Below are 24,878 nucleotides of genomic sequence, written 5' to 3'. Positions count from 1 at the left end.
TATTAACGCCAAGCAGCCGGCTTGCCTATGCCTTGGGGTGACTAACTTCGTCGCGCCAACGCCGGCCCGATGTCTGGACGCCGAACAGCGTGGGGTTCCTGGCATAGGCGGCAAGGCCGAGAAGGGCGGCCAGCGGATGGGTGATGACATAGACCGGCATGGTGCGCATCAGCGCACTGTGCGGCGCCTTGTCTTCGAAGGCGGCGCGGAAATTGCCCTCCTTCAGCGCCGGCACGATCTTTTGCGCGATGCCGCCGGTGAGGAACACGCCGCCCCGGCTCATGAACACCAGCGCCAGGTCGCCGGCGGTGCGGCCGAGGCAGGTGACGAAGGTCTCGAGCGCTTCCTGCGCCACCGGATCGGTTTTGGCCAGTGCCGCACCGGTGACTTCGGCCGGCGTGGTGAAGGGCGACGGCTTTCCATCCGCCTTGGCCACCGCCCGGTAGACGTTGACGAGACCGCGTCCGCACAGGATCTGTTCGCCCGAAATGCGGCCCTCGAGCTTCTCGATATGCGGGAAAACCTCGAAATCGCGCGGTGTGCGCGGCCCGATGTCCATATGACCGCCTTCGCCGGGCACCGGGATCCAGTGATGCAGCGCGTGGACCAGCCCGGCGACGCCGAGCCCGGTCCCGGGGCCAAGGACGACGCGGCCGGCATTGGGCTCCGGCGCGCCGCCGCCGATCTTTTCCATGTGCTCTTCGCCAAGCGCCACGACGGCCAGCGCCTGCGCCTCGAAATCGTTGAGCACGACAATGTCGCTCAGCCCAAGATTGGCGAACATCTGCCTCGGCTTGACGACCCAGGGACAGTTGGTGAGCTCGATCTCGTCGCCGTCGACCGGGCCGGCCACGGCCAGCACCGCCGAATTGGGGCGGACCGAGGACCGATCGAGCACCGCCGCCTGGATCGCCTCGTCGATGGTGTTGTAATTGGCGGTCTGGACGATGATCGGCTCGCCGGCCTCGGAATTGGCGTCGAGCACGATCGAAAACCGCGCATTGGTGCCGCCGATATCGCCGATCAGGATCGGAAACCGCAGCAAAGTCTCGTCATCGCCCGTGCTTGGCATGCTCTCGTCCGTCCCCGGCGCCCGCGACGGCGTTTCGCCGTTCCTGCGTTGACTAGCGCATGAGTTTGAAAAGGGAAACGGTTTTCGGGCCTGGTGGCGCGCAGGGAGAGGTTCTGCGGCCAAACGGCCACTGTTTCATGAAAACGGGGGCTAAGCCGATTGAGCCTGCGGGTGGCGCGCCAATCACTTCGCTGGCGGCCGTGGCCGCGGCACCGGTACGCCGACCTCGGGCGTCGCGGTGAAGGCGTTCACCGGGCTTGGCAGGCCGGCGGTGCCGCTTGCCGTGACGGCGGGCAGCGACGGCGCTTCCGGCTCAGGCACCGCCACCGCGACCGGCACGGCGTCGCCGTGATAGGTCGCGGCCTCGGCCGAGGCAGGCCCCGGCGCGTCGAGCACCGCGCGGCATTCCCTGGGCAGGTTGGCCATCGTCATCAGGTCACGTGCCTTGGGCGCATCCGGGTTCTTGTTCGGCCGCCACGGCTCCTGCGTGAACCACCAGGCCAGCGGCTTGCCGCAGCCATCATCCTCCGGCGTTGCTTCCTGCGCCTTGCAATTGGGCGAGCCCGGCTGGCAGCCGATGCGCATGTGGAAATGGTAGTCGTGGCCCCAGAACGGCCTGATCTTGCGTAGCCACGAGCGGTCACCCTTGACCGTGTCGCAGAGCTTTTTCTTGATGCCGGGATTGACCAGGATGCGCTCGACCTCCGGATAGCTCGCCGCGCGCTTCAAAAGCCGCGTGTGCGCCGGCGTCCACAGCGCGTCTTTCACAAGATGCGTCTTGTCGTCGACCATCAAGGTGGCGCTCATGGTCTCGCGCTGCGCCCTGGTCATGGTGCGGTCGGGCATCGGCGTCAGCCAGATGTCGGCGTCGAGCCCGATCTGGTGCGAGGCATGACCTGATAGCATCGGGCCGCCGCGTGGCTGCGCGATGTCGCCGATCAACAGGCCCGGCCAACCGTCGGCGACGGCGTCGCGCGACAATCTCTCGATCAGCGCGATCATCGCCGGATGGCCCCAGCGGCGGTTGCGCGATGGCCGCATCACCTGCCAGGTCGGACCATCCATGGGAATGGCGACGCCGCCGGCAAAACAGCCCTTGGAATAGAAGCCAAAGGATTGCGGGGCGGTGGCCGTCGGCAGCTTCTCGGCGCCGAACAGCTCTTTCGCCCGTTCCTCGGCCGCTGCCGGCTGCGCGGCGAGGCCTGCCAGAGCCAGCGCTGCCGCCAATACCGCCTTTCTGGCGCCAAGCGGCCGCATCGATGATTTCATGAACCGCACCCCCGTGCCTGCAATCGCCGAATCATACCACGCCAAGCGCCACGCTTCGATCATCCTATCCCTTCACGCCCCTCATCGGGCTGCGCGGCGCACCGTCACGCCAGTCGCCGCTTGCCCACATATGGTCGAAAGCGGCGCGATAGTCGGGAAAGCGAAACCGATAGCCCGCCGCCTTGATCGCCGCATTGGCGATCCGCTTGTTCTCGCCATAGAAGGATCGCGCCATGGGCGAAAGTTGGGCGCTGTCGAAGGGAATTTCGGGCGGCGGCTCAACGCTCATCAGATGTGCGGCGTAGGCGACGACATCCTGCGGCGGCGCCGGCTCATCGTCGGTGACGTTGAAGATGCCGCCTCTATTGCCGCTGATCAGATGCCACAGCGCGCCTGATATGTCGTCGCAATGGATGCGGTTGAACACCTGGTCCGGCTTGACCAGCCGCCTGGCAGTGCCGTTCTCCAGATTGACCAGCGCGTTGCGGCCGGGACCGTAAATGCCGGACAGCCGCAGGATCGCCACTGGGCGCCCGATGTCCTCGCCAAGCCTCTGCCAGGCCCGCTCGGCCTCGACCCGCATCACCGAGCGCTTCGACACCGGCCGGCAGGCGGCCGTCTCGTCGACCCAGGCGCCGCCATGATCCCCATAGACGCCAACGGTCGAGAGATAGCCTATCCATTCCAGCGCCGGCATCCCTGCGATTGCCTGGCGAGCGGCATTCAACACCGGATCGCCGGCTTCTTCAGGGCCGACCGAAACCACCAGATGCGTGGTTTTCTCCAGCGCAGCGCCGATTTCGTTCGTCAACTTGCCGTCGAACAGCAGTGGGACGATGCCGGCCTGGCGCAGCGCTTCGAATTTTTCCTCGGAGCGTGTCGTGCCGAAGATGCTGGCGGTTCCCCTATTGGCGCGGGCAAAGGCCTTTCCGGAATAACCGGCACCGAAAATGAAGACCTGTTTTCCGCTCATGCATGCGCCCTGTTTGGCCGCGCCAGGCGCCATTCCTCGCGCACCGCCGCGTCGTCCTCACTGTTCAAGCCGTTCGCGGCCCGTTCGGCATATTCGGTTTCCGGCACCAGTCGCGCCAGCGCCCATATTGCCGCGCCCCGCACCAGAGGAGAAGCATCGCCGAGCAGGTCCCGGACGACGCCGACGAGCGCGCCATCGCAGGAATTGCCGGCGGCGATCAGCACGTTGCGGACGAAACGGTCGCGGCCGATGCGTTTGATCGGCGAACCGGAGAAGAAGGCGCGGAAGCCAGCATCGTCGAGGGCCAAGAGATCGGCGAGCGGCGGCTCGCGCAGATCGTCGCGCGCGGCGAGCTTGGCCTCGGACGCGGCGCGGGCGAATTTGTTCCAAGGACAGGCGGCGAGGCAGTCGTCGCAGCCATAGATGCGGTTGCCGATCTTTTCCCGAAATTCATGCGGGATCGGCCCCTTGTTCTCGATGGTGAGATAGGAGATGCAGCGCCGCGCATCGAGCCTGTAGGGCGCGGGGAACGCGTCGGTCGGGCAGGCGTCGAGGCAGGCGCGGCAGGAGCCGCAATGGTCGATCTCGGGCTTGTCCGGTTCCAGTTCGGCCGTGGTGAAGATGGTGCCAAGGAACAGCCAGGAGCCGTGCTCGCGGCTGACCAGGTTGGTGTGCTTGCCTTGCCAACCCAGCCCCGCTGCTTCCGCCAACGGCTTTTCCATCACGGGCGCCGTGTCGACGAAGACCTTCACGTCGCCGCCGGCGCGCGCGACGATCTTGCCGGCGATCTCCTTCAGCCGGCCCTTCATGACCTCGTGATAGTCGCGGTTTTTCGCGTAGACCGAGATCGCGCCGCGATCGCGCCTGGCCAGCACGTCGCGCGGATCATGGTCCGGCCCGTAATTCATCGCCAGCACGATGATCGAGCGCACGTCGGGCCACAGCGTGGATGGCTCGCCGCGGCGCGCAATCGTCTCGGCGATCCAGTCCATCGAGCCGTGAAAGCCGTCGGCGACGAATTCGGCCAGGCGCGCCGGCGCCAGCGGGATGGCATCCGGGGTGGTGACGGCGACCGCGTCGAAGCCGGCGCGCCGCGCCTCCGCGTCGATCAGCGCGCGCAGTTTCGACGCGTCAGAAGTCGAGATCCGCATAGTGCGATACCGGTGACAGGCCGCGCACGCGGTCGGTCAGGAGCGGCCGGAAGGAGGGCCGCGACTTCACCCGCGTGTACCATTCGCGCGCGGCGGGGTGTTCGCGCCAGTCAATCTCGCCGAGATAGTCGAGCACCGACAGCGTCGCGGCGGCCGCCAGATCGGCATAGGTGACCCTGCCGCCGGCCAGCCAATGACGGGTGCCCGCCAGCCAGTTGGTGTATTTCATGTGCTGGCGGATGTTGGCACGCGCGGCGCGGATGGCGCCTGAATCGGGCGAGCCGCCGCCCGCCGTTTCCGGCATCACCGGCTTCAGCACGCGTTCGCGCACCAGATGGCGCGTCACTTCGCTTTCGGCCTTGTTGAGATACCAGTCGATCAGCCGGCGGATTTCGGCGCGCTGCATCGGGTCCTCGGCGAACAGCCGCTTGTCGCGCTTGAGCACGCCGCGCGTCTCGTCGAGATATTCGGAAATCACCGTCGCGCCGATGATCGGCACGTCGCCTTCGGCCAGCAGGATCGGCAGTGTTCCGGCCGGATTCAGCGCCAGGAACTCCTTGCGCCGCGTCCACGGCTTTTCCTCGATCAGCGCCAGCTCCTCGCCATACTCGCCAAAGGCGAGGCGGACGAAGCGGCAGGTGGCGAACATGGGATGGTGGAAAAGCGTCAGCATGGTTCCGCGATGATAAAGCGCACTGGTGTCGTTCAGAATCCGGAATTCGCGCGTCGCGCTCGTCCCAGGTGTGGCGAATTCCGGATTGCCACACTGGCGAATCGCAGGGCGCACCGGTAAGTCTTGGCTGCCCGGCTAGCGGGCCGTCAGGGGTGTTGCGACCTATAGGGGGACTTCGGCGCCATGACAAGCAAGCCATTCTGCTAGCCATCACGCCAATGCCGAGGTAGAAATGGAAAGCCAGACCATCGTCGAAGCCCTGCTGCTTGGCCTACTGGAGGGATTGACCGAATTCATCCCGGTGTCCTCGACCGGCCACATCCTGCTCGCCGGCCATTTCCTCGGGTTCCAGTCGACCGGCAAGGCCTTCGAGATCCTGATCCAGCTCGGCGCCATCCTGGCCATCCTCAGCGTCTATTTCCGGCGCCTGTGGCAGATGCTGCTCGACCTGCCGCATGACCGGCTGACGCGGCATTTCGTCATCGGCATCCTCATCGCCTTCCTGCCGGCGGCGATCATCGGCGCGCTGGCGCATGATTTCATCAAGACGGTGCTGTTCGAATCACCCCGACTGATCTGCATCATGCTGATCATCGGCGGCGTCGTGCTGCTGGTCGTCGACCGAATGAACCTCAAGCCGGTCTATCGCGACGTCGAGCGGTTCCCGACCAGACTCTACCTGCAGATCGGCCTGTTCCAGTGCCTGTCGCTGATCCCCGGCACGTCGCGTTCGGGTTCGACCATCGTCGGCGCGCTGCTTCTGGGTGTAGACAAGCGGGCGGCGGCGGAATTTTCCTTCTTCCTCGCCATCCCGACCATGGTCGGCGCCTTCGCCTTCGACCTGTTCAAGAACCGCAACGTGCTGACCTCGGCCGATCTGCCGATCATCGCCATCGGCTTCGTCGCCGCTTTCGTCACGGCCTTGGTCGTGGTGCGCTACCTGCTCGACTACGTCTCGCGCAACGGCTACTCGCTGTTCGGCTGGTGGCGCCTGGTGGTGGGGATCGTCGGGCTGGTGGCGTTGATGATCTGGGGCTGAACGTGCGTTGTTGCAGGCCCCTCACCGGGATTGCCAACCGAATTGAGAGGGGCAATTCGGGGCAACCCGACCTCTCCCCTAGCGGCCGGATGAGGGGGCTGCCTCGCACGGATTTCTGTCAACTCCTTCCGTAAAACGCATTCGGGACATGCACCGGCCAGCGCCACGGCAGCACGGCGACCATGTCGAAGCGCATCGACAGCCTGCCATAGTCGGGCTGGCGGGACAGCCAGATATCGGCAGCACCCTCGATGCGGCGCTCCGATTCGTGACCGATCGCCTCCATGGCCTCTATCAGCGTGCGGCGCGCCTTGACCTCGACGAACAGGACGAGGTCGCCGCGCCGCGCAATCAGGTCGATCTCGCCGAAGCGGGTGCGGTGGCGGCGCGCGAGAATCCGGTAGCCCTTCAACATCAGCGCGGCCGCCGCCAGCCATTCGCCGCGATGGCCGCGCCGGTAGGCCTTTTGGCGGCTGGCGCTCGGGCGCTCAGCCACCGCTGGTTTCTCGTTGCTCGGCCATGACTTTTGGACAAACGGAACCGTTTGTCCGAGAAAACCAGTTTCCGCTTTTCGCGATCATGGTCTGTCCTTGAGCTCGAGCAGCCGCCGATATAGCTCCTGCTTCTGGCCGCCGGTCATTTTCGCCGCTTCCGCCGCCGCCTTGGAGGCGGGCATTTCAGCGGCGAGCGACAAGAGCAGGCGATCGATGTCTTCAGGTTCGTCGGCCTTGGCCTCGGCGGCGCCGACGCAGACGACGATCTCGCCCCTGGGCGTATCGGCCCCCGCGTAGTGGTCGGCGAGCGCCCGCAGCGTGCCGGTGCGCATCTCCTCGAACGTCTTGGTCAATTCGCGGCCGATGGCGGCCTTGCGCTCGCCGCCGAGCGCCTCGACCATGGCGCCGAGCGACTCGGCCAGCCGGCGCGGCGATTCGAAGAAGATCAGCGTCGCCGGCACGGCTCTCAGGGCCTCCAGCCGGGCCAGCCGTTGTCCCGATTTAACCGGCAGGAAGCCGGCGAACAGGAAAGCGTCCGACGGCAGGCCCGACGCCGTCAGCGCGGCAAGCGGCGCCGAGGGGCCGGGGATCGGCACGACGCGGATGCCGTGGTCGAGCGCCTCGCCGACCAGCCGGTAGCCGGGATCGGAGACCAGCGGCGTGCCGGCATCCGAGATCAGCGCCACGCTCTGGCCGGCTTCGAGCGCCGCGACCAGCTTCGGCCCGGCCTCGCCCGCATTGTGTTCATGATAGGCCGTGGTGCGCCGGCGGATGCCGTAGCGGTCGAGCAGCACGCGCGACACGCGCGTGTCCTCGCAGGCGACAATGTCGGCGGCGGCCAGCGTCTCCAGCGCGCGCAGCGTGATGTCGGCGAGGTTGCCGATAGGCGTCGCCACCAGATAGAGCGCCGGATCGAGCGGACGGGCCGCGATCTCGGTCTGCCCGACCACATAGCTGCGCTTGCCCGTTTCGCCAGTCACCGATGCCGTCTCCGTTCAGCCTGTTGGCTTGCCAAACCCATTTGGCATGGCTGGCGCCGGCTTGCAAAACTCACACCGATGTAAGGCAGTCGCCATTCCTTCGCCACAGTAGGGAACGAAACCGGTTTTGGCAGATTTAGCCCCTGATTCCCAAGGGAGGACAGGATGGACAGCCTGACGATACAGGACGCTTTCGAGCCCTACTATGCCGGCCGCGGCCGAATTGCCGCACGCCAGGACAAGCGGCTGCCGGCCCGGGACGACACCAGCCTGACCAAGCAGGCCGCGATTGCCTTGCCGACGGATGTCAGGGTTTCCGACAACAAACCCGACAGCACGACGGAGCACTGACCGGACGATGCCCAATCGCTTCGATATTTTCATCACCCGTCTCGAAACGAAAACCGCGCGCCACGGCGTGCCGCTATCTCCGATAGGCGACCAGCACCGAGGGCGCCGCGACAAGGACAACGCCAAGCCGGTGCGCTCCGGAGAGTCCCACGCCGAGAAGGATCGCGGAAAGCATCGCCACAAACACGACGCCTGATCTGGTTCAGATCGGCGAGACGACAGTTCATCGTCGTGGGCGGAGCAAGGCGCGACGCAGCGCATGCCCGCGAGCAACACGGGCCTCGGTCAGCCGAAAGGCACTCAGCCTCCCAGCGCCCGATCCAGATCGGCGATCAGATCGTCGCCATCCTCGATCCCCGCCGACAGCCGCACCAGCGAATCCGATATGCCGATCTCCGCCCGCTTCTCGGCGGGAATGGAGCCATGCGTCATCAACGCCGGGTGCTCGATCAGGCTCTCCACCCCGCCAAGACTTTCGGCCAGCGTGAACAGCTGCGTGCGTTCGAGAAAGCGTTTGGTGCCGGCAAGATCGCGATCGAGCACAGCCGTGATCATGCCGCCGAAGGCATGCATCTGCTGGACCGCGATGGCGTGCTGGGGATGGCTGGCGAGGCCGGGATAGATGACGCGGCGCACATCTTTTCGCGCTTCCAGCCACTGCGCGATCTTCAGGCCGTTGGTGGAATGACGCTCCATCCTCAGCGCCAGGGTCTTCAAACCGCGCAACGCCAGAAAACTGTCGAACGGGCCCGATATGGCGCCGATGGCGTTCTGCAGGAATTTCAGCCGGTCGGCCAGATCCTTGTTGTCGCCGACCACGGCGACGCCGCCGACCATGTCGGAATGGCCGTTCAGATATTTCGTCGTCGAATGGACCACGATGTCGATGCCGAGCTCCAGCGGCCGCTGGATGTAGGGGCTGCAGAAGGTGTTGTCGGCGACGGACAAGATCCCCTTGCGCTTCGCCAGCGCCGCGACGCCTTCGAGATCGACGATACGCAGCAATGGATTGGTCGGCGTCTCGACCCAAAGCATTTTTGTTTCCGGCCGGATCGCGGCTTCGACCGCGGCCAGATTGGTGAAATCGACGAAGGAAATCCGCAGATTGGCCGAGCGCTTGCGCACCCGCTCCATCAGCCGGAACGAGCCGCCATAAATGTCGTCGGTGGCGACGATATGCGCGCCGGCATCGAGCAATTCGAGCACCGTGGCGATCGACGCCAGGCCGGAAGCGAATGCGAAAGCCGCCGAGCCGCTTTCGAGATCGGCCACGGCGCGCTCGAAGGCGAATCGCGTCGGGTTCTGGCTGCGGGCATATTCGAAACCCTTGTGCACGCCGGGCGACTGCTGGCCATAGGTCGAGGTGGCGTAGATCGGCACCATCACCGCACCGGTGAGCGGGTCGTGGCTCTGGCCGCCATGGATGGTGCGCGTCGAAAACGCCAGGCGGTTCTTTCCGGATGTTGTCATCGTGCGCGCCTCAGATGGTTGATCAGGTCGATGCGGGTAATCAGGCCGACGAACTCGTCGCCGTCGAAGATGATGGCAACCTCGTTGCGGTCGAACACCGGCAGCAGCGCGTCCAGCGTCTGGCTGGCCTGCAGCGTGTGCAGGTTCGAGGTCATGGCTGTGCGCACCGGGCCGTTGAAGCGCTCCCAGCGCCCGTCATAGGGGCCGTCGACATGGGCAAGGATGTCGCTCTCGTCGACGATGCCGACGAGCTTGCCGTTGTCGAGCACTGGCAGTTGCGAGACATCGGAGCGGCGCATGCGTCCATAGGCGTTGAGCAGGCTCTCGTCCGGCCCGACATAGACGGTGTCGCCAGTGCGGTGAGTGCGCATCACGAGGTCACGCAGGTCGCCATGCTGTTCGTGTTCGGCCAGTCCCTGTTCCGCCAGCCAGAAATCGTCGAACACTTTTGACAGGTACTTGTTGCCGCTGTCGCAGACGAAGGTGACGACGCGCTTGGGCACCGTCTGCTCGCGGCAATAGCGCAACGCCGCCGATAGCAGCGTCCCGGAGGAAGAACCGGCCAGGATGCCTTCCCGGGACAACAGATCCCGCACCGCCAGCATGCTCTGCTTGTCCGTGATGGAATAGGCCTTCTTGACCAAAGACAGATCGGCATTGGGCGGCACGAAATCCTCGCCGATACCTTCCACGGTCCAGCTTCCCGCCTCTTCCATCTTGCCGGTCTTGATCAGCGGCGCCAGCACCGAGCCGACCGGATCGGCCAACACCATCTCCGTCTTCGGCGACACCTCGGCGAAGTAGCGGCCAAGTCCGGTCAGCGTGCCGCCCGAGCCGACGCCGACCACCACCGCGTCGACATCCCCGTCTAGCTGCGAGAAAATCTCCGGGCCGGTGGTCGTCTGATGCGCCAGCGGGTTGGCCGGATTGGCGAACTGGTTGGCGTAGAAGGCGCCGGGCAGTTCGGCGGCGATTTTTTCCGCCATGTCCTGGTAATATTCGGCATGGCCCTTGCCGACATCGGAACGCGTCATGCGCACTTCCGCGCCGAGCGCGCGCAGATGCTGGATTTTCTCGCGCGACATCTTGTCGGGCACGACCAGGATGATGCGGTAACCCTTGGGAATGCCGACCTGGGCGAGGCCAAGGCCGGTATTGCCGGCTGTCGCCTCGACGATGGTGCCGCCGGGCTTCAGCTTGCCCTGTTTTTCGGCCGCCGCGATCATCGACAGCGCGATACGGTCCTTGATCGAGCCGCCAGGGTTCTGGCTCTCGAGCTTGATGAACAGCCGGCATTTTCCGGTGTCGAACTTGGTCAGCTCGACGATGGGCGTCTGCCCGATCAGATCGAGCAACGACGCATAGGGCGGCCGGAGGCGCGAGAGCGCCCTATCCGAGGAGCCACTGTCGGCCGTGGTTTTTCTATGCTCACTCTTGTCGGAGCCTCCATGGGTCAACCCTAGCGTCTTTTCCAGCCGATCGCAGTTGGAAAGAAGATAGATCGTGCCAATCCGGTGGCCAGACGGGGAATGAAATTCCATGGGGCCGTCATCCAGGCGAGGCGAGGCGGTGCCGACCGAAACGCCAGCGAGACAGCGCCAAGCCGTGGGACTGGACGGCGGCATGATCCGGTCCAGCGAAGGCGTCGCAACCTGATCACCGGCCAGCAGAATTTTTCCGGCGCCGAGACCGCGCGTGCCGTGTGTGAGGCATTTGGGCTGAACGCCATCCCTCCGGCTGGTAGCTGGAGGGACTTCAATCTTAGTTGAGCAATAGCTAATATATATGTAGCTTGGTCGTGCGGGGGACGATCCCAATCGAAGCCTAACCCGCGATGGCCGGTGCGACCTGCTTCCAACCCAAGCATCCCCGCACCGGCCATTCTTTTGGTCCGAGGGCATAGGAAAGCACTGGCTCGAAACCGGGCTGAGGAGGAATTGGGTCACTCGACGGAAGGAAGATCGCGCCTTTTGGCAGGCCGATTCGCATCCCCATTACCGCGGTCCATATCAAGCCACGTATATCTAGATTGACTAAAGTAATGGAACGTCCAATGGACAAGCACGGAACGTTCGAAGACCCCTCGGACCAAGGCCTGCTAGCGCGCAAGACTTTAGTCCTGCCGTTTTATAGTTAAGAACGGAAGTTGTTCAGACCGACATAGGGCCGCTCAGGACGAATACCAGACTACGCCCAGCCGAATATGGTGCGATCACGGAAGACGCTCGCGGCTTAAGGCGGGCACCGCTTGCCAAAGACAATCGCCTCCTGGGGTTGTCTACCCCAGCAACCGCTTGCTCAGCCTGGCGCACTGGACTCGGATATCGGGAATGGCGTCGATCTCGAAGAAGGTGCCGCGCGTCAGCGGGCCGACGGCGAGAATTTTTCGCGAAACGGTGCCATCGGCGGCGATGATCTCGCAATTGGCCGAGACGTCGAGGCCGATGCGCAGCGGGTCCGGCCGCGCCAGGCCGCGGTCGACCAGCGAGCGCACCACGCTGTTCGACGAGGTCGAGATGTCGCGCACGATACCGGAGCAATCATAGATGCGGGCGACGCCGAATGTTTCGAGGCGCTGGGTGTGGCGCGACTGGACCTCCACCGCGAAACCGTCGCCCGGCGTGACGGCGACGACGCGCCCGGCGAGCGGCCGGATGCGGCCCGATTGCACGGCCTCCGTCACCCTGGCGTAGACCTCGGGTGCCATGCGGTGACGATGGATGTCCCACCAGGCCTTGGTGTGCTCGACGAAGCGGCGCTTGGCCGAGGCCGGCCAGTTCTGCCAGATCTTCTGGTTGAAGGGGCGCAGGCCGTCCACCACGTCGCGCCAGTCGACGCCGGCCTTCTGGTTCTGACGGATGAGGTCGCGGAACCAGCCGACGAAATAGGAGAGCTGGGTGCCGAGCGGGATGTCGGCGACGTCGAGCTTGATCGGATTGCCCTTGCGATGCGGCGAGGGCAGCAGGCCGCGCCGCGACACCGCGATGATGTCGCCGCGATGGCCGCGCTGCTCCAGGGAAAGGAATGCATCGACCATGCTCAAGCCCGTGCCCAGCACCAGGATCCGGCTGTCTGGATCAAGCGCGGTGTCGGCTTCCGAGCCCATCCGGATCGCGTGGCCCTGCGCGGGCTGTTCGTCATGGCCGGTGGCGAGCACGGCAAGATGGGCGACCACGCTGGTGCCGTTGGCGAGCGCCACCTCGACCCCGGACGCCGTCGGCGTGATCGACAGGCTCTCCTCGCGGATCAGGCGCAGCCGGCCGGTCTCGCGCTCGCGCGTTTCCAGGTCGTCGAGCAATTCCTTGAGATAACGCGCGTACAGGCTGCGCGGCGCATAGACCGGAACCTGCTCTGGTGTCGCAAGCCCCCGCTCCAGCAGCCAGCGCCAGAAATTGCCGGGATCGTCGGCATAGGCGCTCATGCCTGCGGCGCTGACATTCAGCACATGCGCCGACAGCAGCGTCGAATAGGCAATGCCCTGGCCAAAATGCGGGCGTTTTTCGATCAGCGTGACGCGCAGGTCCGGATTGGGCGATTTGAGCAGATGCGCGGCCAGCACGACGCCGCTGGCGCCGCCGCCGACGATGATGATGGAACGGGTCGGGTTGGTTCGCCCGGTCATGCGCAAGCGAGCCCCATGCGAAGTGCCGGCTTCAGGCCTGGACCTTCACCGCGACCGACAGGTCGTTCCGCACTACCGGCAGGTCGTCCCTCGCGACCGGGAGGTCGTCGGCAATGTCGCGCATCTCGGCGAGGCTGCGCTGGTCGAGCACCTCGGCGATCGCCTGCCGGACTTCCAGCATCAGATGTCGGACTTGGCATGTCGCCTCGTTGCAGTCTTCACAGCGCTGATACTGTGTGCGGCTGGCGCAGGGGATCGGAGCCAGCGGACCGTCGAGGACGCGCACGACGTGGCCGACCTTGATCTCGTCGGCGGGCCGGGCCAGGCGATAGCCGCCCTCCTTGCCCTTCCGGCTCTGGACGAAGCCGGCATTGCGCAGCTCGCCCAGTATAGCGTCGAGGAATTTCTTCGGAATGTTGTTGCCGGTCGCGATATCGCCGACGAAGGCGAGCCGTCCGGCCGGCATGTGCGCGAGATGGACGAGCGCCTTGAGGCCGTACTTGCCTTTTTTGGTGAGCATGAACCGAACGTTTCTCTGTCGTGCGATGGCCTTAGGCCATCCGTTGCGAAACGCCTCGCGTGCCTCCCCGCCGCGCCGAAGCCTCCATGACACATAAATTCCAGTGACATGATATACAAGCCAATTGCGGTTAATCTTGCTTGATTTTCAACTCGTTGCGGCGATTTTAGGCCCGCCTTGTGATTTCGAGGACACAGACGCCAGGCTTGCTCGCATGACGGCCCGCGGCTGGGAACCGACGACGCCAGCGATCTCCACGATACGCTTGGGATGCCCTGTCATCGGCACCCCGCACCTATGTGCCATAAGATTACTATACTTAGGTGCCGACACGTGGAACCTCATTCTAAATTCCGTGCCATTCGAAGCATCAGTTTGCTGGAGGTAGGGAAAACCCGGAATTCTCGTTTGAACCTGTCTGTATCTGCAACGGTCGAGGTCGAGCCCTCGGGCAAAGTTGATGGGCTCGCCGCTCTTGGACGACGGCAACCGTCACTTCCGCCGTGGCGGCCCGCCGCCAGTGGCTTTTTTTCAACAAGCTCTCCTTCCTTGGAAGGATTTAACTCTACAAGAACCATGGAATTAGCGAACTATGGACATGCAATCCGGTTTTCCCTTTTCATGGAGCCCTTTGATGCCCACCATTTCGCGACGCATTCTCCTTCTGTCGTCGGCCGCCCTCGCCGGCGCCGCCTTCCTCAGCCCGGCGCTCGCCGAAGACCTGAAGATCACCATCGGCTACCAGACGGTGGTCGAACCCTCGAAAGTGCCGCAGGCCGATGGCGCCTATGAAAAGGCGACCAAGGCCAGCATCGACTGGCGCAAATTCGATTCCGGCGCCGATGTCATCGCCGCGGTCGCCTCCGGCTCGGTCGATATCGGCTATGTCGGCTCGAGCCCGCTGGCGGCCGCCGCCAGCCGCGAACTGCCGATCCAGACCATTTTCGTCGTCGGCCTGATCGGGCAATCCGAGGCGCTGGTCGCCCGCAACGGCGCCGGCATCGAGAAGGTCGCAGACCTCGCCGGCAAGAAGGTCGCCGTGCCGTTCGTGTCGACGACGCATTACAGCCTGCTTGCCGCGCTCAAGCACGAGAATGTCGATCCGAAATCGGTCCAGATCCTCAACCTGCGGCCGCCGGAAATCGCCGCCGCCTTCGCGCGCGGCGACATCGACGCCGCCTATGTCTGGGACCCAGCGCTGGGCCAGATCAAGACATCCGGCAAGGTGGTGCTGGATTCCTCGCAGGTCGCCGCCTGGGGCGCGCCAACCTTCGACGCCTGGATCGTGCGCACCGACTTCGCCGAGAAGAACCCGGAAGCCGTGCGCGACTTCGTCAAGGTGACGGGCACCGCCTATGCGGACTATCTCGCCAAGCCCGACGCCTGGTCGGTGTCGTCGCCGCAGGCCGCCGCGATCGCCAAGCTCACCGGCGCCAAGCTGGAAGAGGTGCCGGAGCTGCTCAAGGGTTATGTCTTCCCCACCCTGGAAGAGCAGGCATCCGGGAAGTTCCTCGGCGGCGGTACGGTCAGTGCGATCGCGGCGGCATCCGCCTTCCTCAAGGAGCAAGGCAAGGTCGACGCGGTGCTGCCGGACTATTCGAAATACGTCACTTCGAAATACGTCACCGAGGCGCTGGCCTCGAACTGACGCCTCGCACACGCGGCTCTCCTTCCCTGACGCCGCGTGTTGCCTGTCCCGAAGCCGCAGACGAGGCGCGGTTTTGGGGCCGGCGGATATTCTTCCAATCGGCGAGGGCCCATGCCGCATCTCGTGCTCGACAAGATCTCCATCCACTATGACGGCCAGCCGGCACCCGCCGTCGAGCACGTGTCGATCGGCGTTGCCAAGAACGATTTCGTCGTCCTTGTCGGCCGCTCCGGCTGCGGCAAGACCTCGCTGCTCAACGTCGCCGCCGGCCTGGTCATACCGGCGCGCGGCAGTGCCACGGTCAATGGCAAGCCGATCACCGGGCCCGGTTCGGACCGGGCCGTGGTGTTCCAGAACGATGCGCTGTTTCCGTGGCTCACGGCGCGCGAGAACGTCGCCTTCGCGCTCAGGCTGCGCGGTGTGAGGCCAGCCGAACGGGCGCGCCGCGCCGATGAACTGCTGGCGCTGGTCAAGCTCGCTGAAGCCGGCGACAAACGCATCTGGGAGCTGTCCGGCGGCATGCGCCAGCGTGTCGGACTTGCCCGGGCGCTCGCCGCCCAACCCGAATTCCTGCTGCTCGACGAGCCGCTCGGCGCGCTCGACGCGCTGACGCGCGAGCGCATGCAGACGACGCTGCTCGACCTTTGGACGGCAAGCCATGCCGGCGTGCTGATGGTGACGCACGGCATCGAGGAGGCGCTGGTGCTCGCCACCCGCATCGTCGTGCTGGCGCCCGGCCCGGGCCGCGTGGTGCGAACCTTCGAGCCGAGCTTCTCCAGGCGTTACGCGGCAGGCGAGCCCATTCGCGCCATCAAGGCCGATCCGGCCTTCGCGGCGGCGCGCGGCGAACTGACCGACGCGATCTTCGAGGGAGAGGCGGCATGACAATTTCCTCCTACACCGAACGGCCCGGTTCAAGGACAGACGAAACCGACGGCCTGTCGGTGCCCTGGTCGAGGCCACGGGCGAAACGGACGGGCGTTTCGGCCCGCATGGTCAGCGCCGCCACCATCCTGGCGGTGCTCGCGCTCTGGACACTGTCGGCCCGCCTGCAACTGGTGTCGCCGGTGTTCCTGCCCTCGCCGCTTGCCGTGTGGAACAAGTTCATCGTGGTTATCAGCGACGGCTTCGTCGACGCGACGCTGCCGCAGCATGTCGTCGCCAGTCTGGGCCGCGTCTTTGCCGCGCTGGTCGCCGCCATCCTGGTCGGCGTGCCGGTGGGGCTCGCCATAGGCATCAGCACGGTGGGGCGCGGCATCTTCGATCCGCTGCTCGAATTCCTGCGGCCGATCCCGCCGCTGGCCTACCTGCCGCTGGTCATCATCTGGTTCGGCATTGGCGAGCCGTCGAAGATCCTGGTGATCGCCATCGCCATGCTGGCGCCGGCCGCGCTGTCGACCGCCTCGGGCGTCCGCGGCGTCTCGCGGGAGCGCGTCAACGCCGCGCGTTCGCTTGGTGCGACTCGACGCCAAGTGGTCCGCCACGTGATCCTGCCCAGCGCCCTGCCCTCGATCCTGACCGGCCTGCGCATCGCGCTCGGCGCCGGCTGGTCGACACTGGTCGCGGCCGAGCTGGTGGCGGCAACGCGCGGGCTTGGCTTCATGATCCAGTCGGCGGCCCAGTTCCTCGTCACCGACGTGGTGATCATGGGCATATTGGTGATCGCCGCCATCGCCTTCGTGCTCGAATTCACCATCCGCCGCATCGAGCGCGTGCTGGTCCCATGGGCGGGGCGGGAATGATCGGAAAAGGAGAATGACGATGACCCATTCCACCGCCGTGTTGTTTGCCCATGTCAGCGCCTGGCTGCTCGGCCTTGCTTCCGACGAGAAAGCGGCAAGTGACGACAGCCCGCGCTCGCCGGCGCCGGTCCATCTCCGCGCCGGGCGCGATCGCCTGCCACCGCGCGACGAGAGTTTTTACTGGGCCTGGCAGTACTGGTCCCAGTGAACGCAGTCGCCACGGGCGGCGCGCTCGGCAGCGGGCGCGCTTGCTCGAAAATCAACCATGCCCACGGTTCGCCCATACCAGGCCGGCCAGGCCGACCAGCATGGCGGCGAGGCCGATATAGAGCCATTGCGATTGGCCGGTCATGAAACTGCCGCCGACCACGCCGATCCCTTGCAGCGACCACAACGCACCGATCGCCAGCACAATCAACGCCAGCAGATTTTTGGTCAGTCTCATTGTCGGATCTCGCTTTCCCAGTCGATCGAGAGCGGCGCCACAGCCGCGATGAAAGAGCCAAAGGAAGTGGCTCGATCCCAGCGGTTTCTACTTGGAGATTAATCCCGGATCTTGTCAAACGGATCTCGGATATCGGCACGAACATCATCGATAACTGATGAAATCTGGTCCGAAAATCCCTGACAAACTGTTACCCCCTGACTCCAAACGTGTGATCTTGCCATGGAACCGCCAGATCACTGCCGCATTTCCTGCCTTATTTCCCACCTAACGGCTTGGGTCTGTCAAAAACGGAGCCATCCCCCAAATATGAAGACCACGAAACAGACCGCGCTTGTCGCGGTAACGATCGCTGCTGGCCTGATGGTCGGCGCCTCCGCCACTTCGGCAACCGCCGCCGCCGGTCAGTGTGGCCGCGCTTCCTGGTACGCGCTGCACTCGAGGACCGCATCGGGCGAGCGTATGAACCCCTCGGCGATGACCGCCGCCCACCGCACGCTGCCTTTCGGCACCAAATTGCGGGTCACCAACAAGAACAACGGCCGCAGCGTCGTCGTGCGCATCAACGATCGCGGTCCCTTCATCAAGGGCCGGGTGCTCGACCTGTCGAAAGGCGCCGCCGGCCAGCTCGGCTTCATCGGCTCCGGGCAGACCTCCGTCTGCATGGCGCGCGTCTGATCTGATCGTCTCCTGACCATGATCCCCTTCCCGACCGCAGGACCATCATGGTCAGGTCGCCGCGAAAGCCTGACACATATCCTACACATTTCGGCACTGCACATTGAGCCGGCTGGGCCGACCGTGCCTGGTTTTCAAGGCTTTCGGCGAAAGAAGCATTGGTCACGCCACGTGACGTATTGCATCGCAGCAATTAGTTGTTAACTTCCCCGCGAGACATCTAGGGCTCGGCGCTGATCGTCGTCCCTTCGGTCGCGGGGTAACGTATGTTCTACCAGCTCTACGAAATGAACCACGCGGCCTTGCAGCCGGCGCGGCTCTATGCCGACGCGGTCCGGTTGTTCTACTCTAACCCGCTCAACCCGGTTTCGCATACGCCCTGGGGCCGTTCCATCGCGGCCGGCGCCGAACTGTTCGAGCGCACCACGCGCCGCTACGGCAAGCCGCGATTCGGCCTCGCGAAGACGGTGGTCGACTGGAAGAGCGTCGCGGTCACCGAGAAGACCGTCTGGTCGAAGCCGTTCTGCAATCTCGTCCGGTTCGAGCGCGCCGTTCCCGCCGGGCGCAAGGCCGACCCGAAGCTTTTGATCGTGGCTCCGATGTCGGGCCACTACGCCACGCTGCTGCGCGGCACGGTCGAGGCGATGCTGCCCTATGCCGATGTCCACATCACCGACTGGGTCGACGCCCGCATGGTGCCGCTGGCCGATGGCAGCTTCGATCTCGACGATTATATCGACTACGTCATCGACATGCTGCACACGCTGGGTCCGGACACGCATGTGATGGCCGTGTGCCAGCCTTCCGTGCCGGTGCTTGCGGCGGTGGCGCTGATGGAGGCGAAGGGCGATCCCTTCGTGCCTTCGACGATGACCCTGATGGGCGGGCCGATCGACACCCGCCGCAACCCGACCGCCGTCAATCTGCTGGCCGAGGAAAAGGGCATCGACTGGTTCCGCGACAACGTCGTCATGCGCGCGCCCTGGCCAGTGCCGGGCTTCGGCCGCGAGGTCTATCCCGGTTTCCTGCAGCTTTCGGGCTTCATGAGCATGAACCTCGACCGCCACATCATCGCCCACAAGGAATTCTTCATGAACCTTGTGAAGCACGATGGCGACAATGCCGAAAAACACCGCGACTTCTATGACGAATATCTGGCGGTGATGGATCTGACGGCGGAGTTCTATCTGCAGACGGTCGACACGGTCTTCGTGCGCCATGCGCTGCCCAAGGGCGAGATGACGCATCGCGGCACCAGGATCGATCCGTCCGTCATACGCAACGTTGCCCTGTTCACGGTCGAGGGCGAGAACGACGACATTTCGGGTCTTGGCCAGACCAGGGCGGCGCAGGATTTGTGCGTCAACATCCCCGCCGACAAGAAGGCCCACTACATGCAGCCGGCAGTCGGCCATTACGGCGTCTTCAACGGCTCGCGCTTCCGCTCCGAGATCGTGCCGCGCATCGTCGACTTCATCACCAGCTATGGCCGCCAGAACCGCGTCGCGGTGAAGCCGAAGCTGGTCCGCACCGCCAAGCGGTAGGCGGTTTGAAAACGGAACCGGCCGCGGGTCCGATTCCGTTGCACAAGTGCCGCTCTGCCTCCCCGCGGGTAACCATGCTGCAAATCAGGCCGACGTCGTAATTGACACGGAGTGTAAATCGCCCTTAACGTTTCGTTAACAACAGGGCGAGCGGGGACAATGAATTCCTCAACCATGCGAAGGCTGCGCGTATGCGCGGCAGCAGGGCTGGCGTTAACGGGGGGCTGGATGGCACCGGCCTGGGCTTCGGGCGCCATGGCCACCGGGGGCCTCACCTCGCAGCCGATCGGCCACTACGATTTCTGCAAGCAGCGTCCAGGCGAATGTTCGATCCGCCCGGCCAATCTCGCGCCGGCGGTGCTGACCGACGGGTTGATGCGCAAGCTGGTCAACGTCACCGCAAGGGTCAATGCCGCCGTCAAGCCGATGAGCGACATGGACATCTACGGCAAGGACGAGGTCTGGGCCTATCCGGACAAGGGCGTCGGCGACTGCGAGGACTATGTGCTGGAGAAGCGGCGCCAGCTGTCCCACATGGGCATGTCGCTCGCCGATCTCCTGATAACCGTGGTCCGCAAGCCCGACGGTGAAGGCCACGCCGTGCTGACGGTGCGCACCGACGGCGGCGACTATGTGCTGGACAATCTGACCGACAAGGTCAAGTTCTGGGACCAGACCGGCTACCGCTTCCTCAAGCGCCAGGCGATCGACAACACCGGCCGCTGGGTCTCGATCCGCGGCGGCCAGCAGGTTCTGGTCGGCTCGGTGCAGTAAGGCCATAGCGGGGCACCTGCCTGAGGCGGCGCCGCCCCGGCGCTGCCATACTGTTACATTCTGCACCGTTGCGAAGCTCGCAGATCGCGGCATGGATCCTCGGGGCTGCGCGTCCGCTTCGCTCCCGCTCCGCCCGTGGATGATGAACCGTGGAGGTTCCGCCAATCTCTGGGGCCTCTGCCATTGCTGCACTGCCTTGACCCACGGCTCCCTTTGGGGACCCTCCAGAAAATTTCCGCATCCCTCCGTGAACCATTTCCGTTCGCCCGGCGACACACAGCCGTGAACCGAACCAACCCAAATCATGGAGACTTCAAATGACTGCTTTTCTGCGCAACACGCTTCTCGCCGCCGCCGCCGTTTCGGCGCTCACCGGATCAGCTCTGGCCGGGCAGACCATTCCAAGCTGCGCCAACACCAACCTCAACGATTTGTGGGCCGGCCGCTGTTGCGGCGAGGCCGGCGCGTCGGACTGCCTGGGCGGTGGAAATGGCGGCCAGGGCCATGGCGACCATGGTCGTGGCGGCAATGGCGGCAGCACGGCCGGCAAGAATTGATCGCACCACGGCTGCCCGCTGGCTGCTCGCCGGCGGGCACTGTCTTCTACGATCGCCGGCCCAATGCGGCGCGGATCGACGCGGTGATGCGCAGAAGCTCGGCCTCGTCGAGTTTCTCGATGGTCTCGGCCAGAAGATTGGCAAGTTCGGTGGCGGCGGGGGACAGGCCCGACGTATCGAGTTTCACCCGCGGATGCGAGGTTTCGGCCAGCCGCGCCAGTTCCTCGGCATCGTCCCAGATGATGTTGAAATAACCGATGATCTTCTGGATCAGCGTCCAGGTCGGCGCGCCGCGCCGGCCATGCTCGAGCGCCGAGAGATAGGCGGCGCTGACGCCGATCGCCGCCGCCATGTCCTTCTGGCTGACGCCGCGCTCGGCCCGCAGCGCCCGCAGCCGCTCGCCGAACGGCGTCACGAGCGCGCCCGCCGCAGCCTGATATAAAGCGCTCCCGAGCCGCCATGGTTGCGGGCGGCATGGTCGTGGCTGGAGACCAGCGGCCGGAACGCCGGTGTCGACAGCCAGGCCGGCACGGCGCGCCGCAAGATGCCATCGCCGCCCGAGGAAGACCCCTTGCCGGTGATGACCAGCACATAGCGGACGCCGCCGGCATGCGCCCGGTGCAGGAACGAGAACAGCAGCGAATAGGCCTCGTCCTGCGTCATGCCGTGCAGGTCGACGCGGCCCTCGATCGGCAGCCGGCCTTTTTGCAGCTTGTCCAGCGTCGGCTCGTCGAGCCGGTGCGTGACATGCTGGATTTTCGGTTTTGCAACAGCCGTCGCGTTGGCGGCGGGCTGGACCGGCTGCGCCGGCGCCGGCCTGGCATCGACGGCCATGTCCGGAATGTCGACCGCGGCGCGGCCCTTGAGCGGCTTGGCGGTGCGCGCCACCAGGTTCCACAGCACCCGGTCGTCATCGCTGAGTTTATCGCCGCGCTTGCTCATCTCGCGCCCCCGGCCAGCGCTCGCGGCACCAGCGCATAAAAATCGGCGGCGTTGCGCACCACGCCGGCGATCTCGCCGGCGGCATCGCCCGAGCCGGCGAACAGGTCGCCACGCGCCGGCCCTGTTATGGCCGAGCCGGTGTCCTGCGCGATCATCAGCCGCCGAAACGGGTTTTTGTCGAAGGCGGTGAGCGTCGGCGCGTCGATGTAAAAAGGCGTGCCGAATGTGTGCAGCAGCCGGTCGACGGCCATCGAGCGGCCCGGCGTCAGCGGCACCTTGGCGGCCGCGATCGGGCCGAGCGCGGCATCATCCACTGCAGCCTCGCGGAAGAAGATGTAGGAGCGGTTCTGCCACAGGATCTCGTCGACCCGCCCAGGATGCGCCTTGAACCAGGCGCGGATCGACTGCATGGTCACGTCGGCCAGCGGGATTTCGCCGAGCCCGCTCAGGATTTTGCCGGGACCAGTAAAGCGCTGGCCTGACTTGGCGGCGTAGGTGACGCGGCAAAGCCGCCCGTCGGTCATGACAAGCCGGGCCGCGCCTTGGACATGGATGAAGAAGGCATCGACCTTGTCTGCCAGCCAGGCGATCTCCAGCCCCTGGCCGGCGAGCGCGCCGCGCTCGATCGCGCCACGGTCGGGATATTCGGCCAGCCCATCGGCGGTCCGGCGCGCGAAGGCGAGGTAAGGGTCCATCCCGGCGGGCCGGGTGGCGTCGTCAACAACGATGAGATCGGCCGGACGCGACAGCAGCGGCACGGCAAAATGCTCCGTCCGCACCGGCGAGGCCTCGACTTGCGGTTCGTAGAAACCGGTGACGAGGCCGGCGCCAGTTTCGGGCCGGACCAGCATGGGGACAAAATGGCGCTCGAAGAAGGCGCGCGCTTCGGACGAACTGGCGGCGGGGGCTTCACGCGCTTGCGCATAGGCCTCGGCGAAGGCGCCGAAGTCGACGCCCAGCGCGCCGCTGCGATAGGGTTTTACCGGCACATGGAAGGCGGACCGGGCGAAGGCGGCGAAGGCCGGCAGATGGTCGTCGTCGCCCCAGCCGGGCAGGTCGCCGAAAGACCTTTCAACAAGGAGAGGCGACAGCGACACCGGAGCCTGCCTTTGCCGGACTCAGTCTTCTTCTTCGGTGGCGACGAGCTTCCAGTTCGGATCGCGCGAGCGTGTGTCGCGGGCGAAGGTCCAGACATCCTTGACCTCGGCCACCGTCTCGGGATCGCCGTCGATCACCGTACCGGCCTGGTCGCGCGTCGCCGAGATCAGCTCGCTGATGATGCGCAGCGTCACATGCGCCTCGCCGCCCTTCATCTCGGCCGAGACGATGTCGGCCTTGTCGATGCCGACGAAGGAGGACTGGATCTTTTCCGACTTGGCCTCGCGCTCGCCGATCGCGGCGACGAAGCCGTCATAGACCTCGCGCGACAGAAGGTTCTTCAGCGTTTTGCGGTCGCCGTCGGCATAGGCCATGACGATCATTTCGTAAGCCATCTTGGCGCCGTCGACGAACCCCTTGGGATCGAAGGAGGGGTCGTTGTCCTTGATCGCGCGCAGGCCCTTGTTGAGATCGGTGTCGGGCTTGGCGAAGGCGTCGATGGCCGTGTAGGCGTCGGCCGGCGCCGGCTCGCCGGGCGCCCGCTTGCGCGGCAGCGAAACGACATTCTCGGGCTTCTGCGTGGCGTCCTTGTCGGTGCGCGCCGCCGTGTAGGGGTCAAAGGGCGGCCGCTCGCTACCGGTCCGGCGGCCCAGCACGTTGCGCAGCTGGAAGAAGATCACCACCGCCGCGATCAGGAAGAAAATCGTGCCGAAGTCGAAGAAGCCCATATTTTCCGCCAATCAATCCCTGCCTCTAGGCCGGACCGTCCAGCCCAGCAGGCCGCGGTCGCATAGCGTTCACCATTCAAAGCATATAGAACGCAAGGCGCAATCATTCAAATCAAAGGCAGGCATACCTATCTAACAGCCTCCGTGCCAGCGGCGATTGGCCGCCAGCGGGACAAAACAATCGAATGATCGGTAAAGACTTGCGCATTTCGCTGCTTCCCCTCTTTCTCCTCGCGCTTCCGCTGCTGGAAATCGCCGGTTTCGTCGTCGTCGGCCGTGAGGTCGGCGCGCTGGCGACGGTCGGCCTGGTGCTGGCCTCGAGCTTCGCCGGCGTGCTTTTGCTGCGCCACCAGGGTTTCGGCGTCATGACCCGCATCCGCACCGAGATGGCCGCCGGCCGCGACCCCAGCGGCCAGCTCGCCCATGGCGCCATGATCGTGGTCGCGGCGATCCTGCTGATCATTCCCGGTTTCATCACGGACATTGTCGGCCTGCTCCTGTTCCTGCCGCCGGTGCGCGATCTTGCCTGGAGCAGGCTGAAGGGCCGCATCGTCGTGGCCAGCAATTTCTCCACCGGCGGCTTCCGCCGGCAGCGCGACAAGGTCATCGACCTCGACGACGGCGACTATTCGCGCGAGGACGACCTCAAGCGCGGCCCGGACCACAATTCGCCGTGGCGGCGGCTGAAGGACGATTGAGACTGCATCGATATTCAGGTGATGCCGGTCTGCAAAGGGCGGCTTCCTGCGCTTCCGGTGCTCACGTACTTCCATTCGCCGTGGCGGCGGCTGAAGGACGATTGAAGTGGCGATCGCAGCGTTCTGGCCCATTTTGAGAGGCCGGCGCCGCCCCTCATTGTCCTGCCGGACATTTCTCCCCGTATAGTGACGGGGAGAAAGGGCTGATTGGGGCGGCGCTGGCGCTCAATCCTGCAACGTTGGCGATTGGCGAAGCGCCGATGACAGCACCCCTCTCCCCGTCACTATACGGGGAGAGGATGCCGGCAGGCAGGTGAGGGGCGGCACTGCCCTCGGCGATGATCTTCCCGTCACAAAGCGTCCGCGCCGATTGCCTCGGAACCACACGGCGGCAAACCTTGTCTTGTCAT

General features: G+C 65.1%; 28 protein-coding genes. 12 read left to right on the top strand and 16 right to left on the bottom strand.

What is annotated here, in order from left to right; translation table 11 throughout:
- Positions 1 to 25 precede the first annotated feature (25 nt).
- The 5 genes from FJ936_RS23365 to FJ936_RS23345 form a co-directional block, all read right to left on the bottom strand.
- Positions 26 to 1,072 carry a glucokinase gene (locus tag FJ936_RS23365; RefSeq protein ID WP_140788856.1) on the bottom strand — a complete coding sequence of 349 codons (1,047 nt, stop codon included), beginning with the start codon at positions 1,070 to 1,072 and terminating at the stop codon, positions 26 to 28.
- 183 nt (positions 1,073 to 1,255) lie between these two features.
- Entirely contained in the window at positions 1,256 to 2,341 is a 1,086-nt protein-coding gene (mepA, locus tag FJ936_RS23360; RefSeq protein WP_140788854.1) for a penicillin-insensitive murein endopeptidase, read from the bottom strand.
- A gap of 64 nt (positions 2,342 to 2,405) precedes the next feature.
- Complete coding sequence (locus FJ936_RS23355; protein WP_141907057.1) at positions 2,406 to 3,314, bottom strand: SDR family oxidoreductase; 909 nt, start codon at positions 3,312 to 3,314, stop codon at positions 2,406 to 2,408.
- Positions 3,311 to 4,465: a tRNA epoxyqueuosine(34) reductase QueG gene (gene queG / locus FJ936_RS23350; RefSeq protein WP_140788850.1), complete on the bottom strand. Its 1,155-nt coding sequence runs from the start codon at positions 4,463 to 4,465 to the stop codon at positions 3,311 to 3,313. The genes FJ936_RS23355 and queG overlap by 4 nt, the downstream gene beginning before the upstream one ends.
- Positions 4,446 to 5,138 (bottom strand): glutathione S-transferase family protein, encoded by a 693-nt coding sequence (locus FJ936_RS23345; protein WP_015314714.1) that lies wholly within the window; start codon positions 5,136 to 5,138, stop codon positions 4,446 to 4,448. Before FJ936_RS23345 ends, queG begins: the two co-directional genes overlap by 20 nt.
- Before the next feature lie 232 nt (positions 5,139 to 5,370).
- Between FJ936_RS23345 and FJ936_RS23340 the strand changes: the two genes are divergently transcribed.
- Positions 5,371 to 6,177, top strand: a complete 807-nt coding sequence (locus tag FJ936_RS23340) for an undecaprenyl-diphosphate phosphatase (RefSeq protein ID WP_015314715.1) — start codon at positions 5,371 to 5,373, stop codon at positions 6,175 to 6,177.
- Between the two features lie 118 nt (positions 6,178 to 6,295).
- Here the strand turns inward: FJ936_RS23340 and FJ936_RS23335 are convergent, their stop codons facing one another.
- Positions 6,296 to 6,673 (bottom strand): YraN family protein, encoded by a 378-nt coding sequence (locus FJ936_RS23335; protein ID WP_015314716.1) that lies wholly within the window; start codon positions 6,671 to 6,673, stop codon positions 6,296 to 6,298.
- 81 nt (positions 6,674 to 6,754) lie between these two features.
- Entirely contained in the window at positions 6,755 to 7,651 is an 897-nt protein-coding gene (gene rsmI, locus FJ936_RS23330) for a 16S rRNA (cytidine(1402)-2'-O)-methyltransferase (protein WP_140788847.1), read from the bottom strand.
- Between the two features lie 165 nt (positions 7,652 to 7,816).
- Here rsmI and FJ936_RS23325 point away from each other — a divergent pair, with 165 nt between their 5' ends.
- Positions 7,817 to 8,002: a hypothetical protein gene (locus tag FJ936_RS23325; RefSeq protein ID WP_140788845.1), complete on the top strand. Its 186-nt coding sequence runs from the start codon at positions 7,817 to 7,819 to the stop codon at positions 8,000 to 8,002.
- 7 nt (positions 8,003 to 8,009) lie between these two features.
- Complete coding sequence (locus FJ936_RS23320; protein ID WP_015314719.1) at positions 8,010 to 8,198, top strand: hypothetical protein; 189 nt, start codon at positions 8,010 to 8,012, stop codon at positions 8,196 to 8,198.
- Positions 8,199 to 8,302: 104 nt separating this feature from the next.
- Here the strand turns inward: FJ936_RS23320 and FJ936_RS23315 are convergent, their stop codons facing one another.
- The 4 genes from FJ936_RS23315 to FJ936_RS23295 all read right to left on the bottom strand — a co-directional run bounded on the left by FJ936_RS23315 (position 8,303) and on the right by FJ936_RS23295 (position 13,614).
- Positions 8,303 to 9,472, bottom strand: a complete 1,170-nt coding sequence (locus tag FJ936_RS23315) for a PLP-dependent aspartate aminotransferase family protein (RefSeq protein ID WP_140788843.1) — start codon at positions 9,470 to 9,472, stop codon at positions 8,303 to 8,305.
- Positions 9,469 to 11,013 (bottom strand): pyridoxal-phosphate dependent enzyme, encoded by a 1,545-nt coding sequence (locus FJ936_RS23310; RefSeq protein ID WP_246680518.1) that lies wholly within the window; start codon positions 11,011 to 11,013, stop codon positions 9,469 to 9,471. Before FJ936_RS23310 ends, FJ936_RS23315 begins: the two co-directional genes overlap by 4 nt.
- 737 nt (positions 11,014 to 11,750) lie before the next feature.
- Positions 11,751 to 13,094 carry an FAD/NAD(P)-binding protein gene (locus FJ936_RS23300; RefSeq protein ID WP_140788839.1) on the bottom strand — a complete coding sequence of 448 codons (1,344 nt, stop codon included), beginning with the start codon at positions 13,092 to 13,094 and terminating at the stop codon, positions 11,751 to 11,753.
- A 31-nt stretch (positions 13,095 to 13,125) separates the two neighbouring features.
- Entirely contained in the window at positions 13,126 to 13,614 is a 489-nt protein-coding gene (locus FJ936_RS23295; RefSeq protein ID WP_140619852.1) for an Rrf2 family transcriptional regulator, read from the bottom strand.
- Between the two features lie 634 nt (positions 13,615 to 14,248).
- On the opposite strand from FJ936_RS23295, the gene tauA reads away from it, so the two are divergent.
- The 4 genes from tauA to FJ936_RS23275 all read left to right on the top strand — a co-directional run bounded on the left by tauA (position 14,249) and on the right by FJ936_RS23275 (position 17,212).
- Positions 14,249 to 15,262, top strand: coding sequence for a taurine ABC transporter substrate-binding protein (gene tauA / locus FJ936_RS23290; RefSeq protein ID WP_015314724.1), 1,014 nt, complete (start codon positions 14,249 to 14,251; stop codon positions 15,260 to 15,262).
- A gap of 111 nt (positions 15,263 to 15,373) precedes the next feature.
- On the top strand, positions 15,374 to 16,147 hold the full coding sequence (locus FJ936_RS23285; protein ID WP_140788834.1) for a taurine ABC transporter ATP-binding protein: 774 nt from the start codon (positions 15,374 to 15,376) through the stop codon (positions 16,145 to 16,147).
- Positions 16,144 to 17,004: an ABC transporter permease subunit gene (locus FJ936_RS23280; protein WP_140788828.1), complete on the top strand. Its 861-nt coding sequence runs from the start codon at positions 16,144 to 16,146 to the stop codon at positions 17,002 to 17,004. The genes FJ936_RS23285 and FJ936_RS23280 overlap by 4 nt, the downstream gene beginning before the upstream one ends.
- A gap of 19 nt (positions 17,005 to 17,023) precedes the next feature.
- Positions 17,024 to 17,212 (top strand): hypothetical protein, encoded by a 189-nt coding sequence (locus tag FJ936_RS23275; RefSeq protein WP_140619856.1) that lies wholly within the window; start codon positions 17,024 to 17,026, stop codon positions 17,210 to 17,212.
- Between the two features lie 51 nt (positions 17,213 to 17,263).
- Here FJ936_RS23275 and FJ936_RS30580 read toward each other — a convergent pair whose 3' ends face one another.
- Positions 17,264 to 17,449, bottom strand: a complete 186-nt coding sequence (locus FJ936_RS30580; RefSeq protein ID WP_015314728.1) for a hypothetical protein — start codon at positions 17,447 to 17,449, stop codon at positions 17,264 to 17,266.
- 309 nt (positions 17,450 to 17,758) lie between these two features.
- Between FJ936_RS30580 and FJ936_RS23265 the strand changes: the two genes are divergently transcribed.
- From FJ936_RS23265 to FJ936_RS23250, 4 genes are all read left to right on the top strand, one after another.
- A complete protein-coding gene (locus FJ936_RS23265) occupies positions 17,759 to 18,127 on the top strand; it encodes a septal ring lytic transglycosylase RlpA family protein (protein WP_015314729.1) in 369 nt (122 codons plus the stop codon).
- Positions 18,128 to 18,393: 266 nt separating this feature from the next.
- Complete coding sequence (locus FJ936_RS23260) at positions 18,394 to 19,671, top strand: polyhydroxyalkanoate depolymerase (protein WP_141907055.1); 1,278 nt, start codon at positions 18,394 to 18,396, stop codon at positions 19,669 to 19,671.
- A 159-nt stretch (positions 19,672 to 19,830) separates the two neighbouring features.
- Entirely contained in the window at positions 19,831 to 20,445 is a 615-nt protein-coding gene (locus FJ936_RS23255) for a transglutaminase-like cysteine peptidase (RefSeq protein ID WP_141907054.1), read from the top strand.
- A gap of 317 nt (positions 20,446 to 20,762) precedes the next feature.
- The gene (locus FJ936_RS23250) at positions 20,763 to 21,002 is read left to right on the top strand and encodes a hypothetical protein (protein WP_140619862.1); all 240 of its coding nucleotides are present in this window, start codon (positions 20,763 to 20,765) and stop codon (positions 21,000 to 21,002) included.
- A 46-nt stretch (positions 21,003 to 21,048) separates the two neighbouring features.
- On the opposite strand, the gene FJ936_RS23245 is transcribed toward FJ936_RS23250, so the two are convergent.
- From FJ936_RS23245 to FJ936_RS23230, 4 genes are read right to left on the bottom strand one after another with little or no spacing between them, the layout of a single operon-like run.
- A complete protein-coding gene (locus FJ936_RS23245) occupies positions 21,049 to 21,417 on the bottom strand; it encodes a helix-turn-helix transcriptional regulator (protein ID WP_015314733.1) in 369 nt (122 codons plus the stop codon).
- Positions 21,414 to 21,944 (bottom strand): Smr/MutS family protein, encoded by a 531-nt coding sequence (locus FJ936_RS23240; RefSeq protein ID WP_140660315.1) that lies wholly within the window; start codon positions 21,942 to 21,944, stop codon positions 21,414 to 21,416. The genes FJ936_RS23245 and FJ936_RS23240 overlap by 4 nt, the downstream gene beginning before the upstream one ends.
- The gene (locus tag FJ936_RS23235) at positions 21,941 to 23,041 is read right to left on the bottom strand and encodes a murein transglycosylase A (protein ID WP_141907053.1); all 1,101 of its coding nucleotides are present in this window, start codon (positions 23,039 to 23,041) and stop codon (positions 21,941 to 21,943) included. Before FJ936_RS23235 ends, FJ936_RS23240 begins: the two co-directional genes overlap by 4 nt.
- A gap of 21 nt (positions 23,042 to 23,062) precedes the next feature.
- On the bottom strand, positions 23,063 to 23,770 hold the full coding sequence (locus tag FJ936_RS23230; protein ID WP_015314736.1) for a Tim44/TimA family putative adaptor protein: 708 nt from the start codon (positions 23,768 to 23,770) through the stop codon (positions 23,063 to 23,065).
- A 200-nt stretch (positions 23,771 to 23,970) separates the two neighbouring features.
- Between FJ936_RS23230 and FJ936_RS23225 the strand changes: the two genes are divergently transcribed.
- A complete protein-coding gene (locus FJ936_RS23225) occupies positions 23,971 to 24,468 on the top strand; it encodes an FxsA family protein (protein WP_140823087.1) in 498 nt (165 codons plus the stop codon).
- The last annotated feature ends 410 nt before the right edge of the window (positions 24,469 to 24,878 follow it).

The organism is Mesorhizobium sp. B2-4-13 (genome assembly GCF_006658535.1).
GTDB classification, from domain to species: domain Bacteria; phylum Pseudomonadota; class Alphaproteobacteria; order Rhizobiales; family Rhizobiaceae; genus Mesorhizobium; species Mesorhizobium australicum.
The sequence above is the reverse complement of the archived record's forward strand: the minus strand, read 5'-3'. Positions and strand labels throughout refer to the sequence as shown.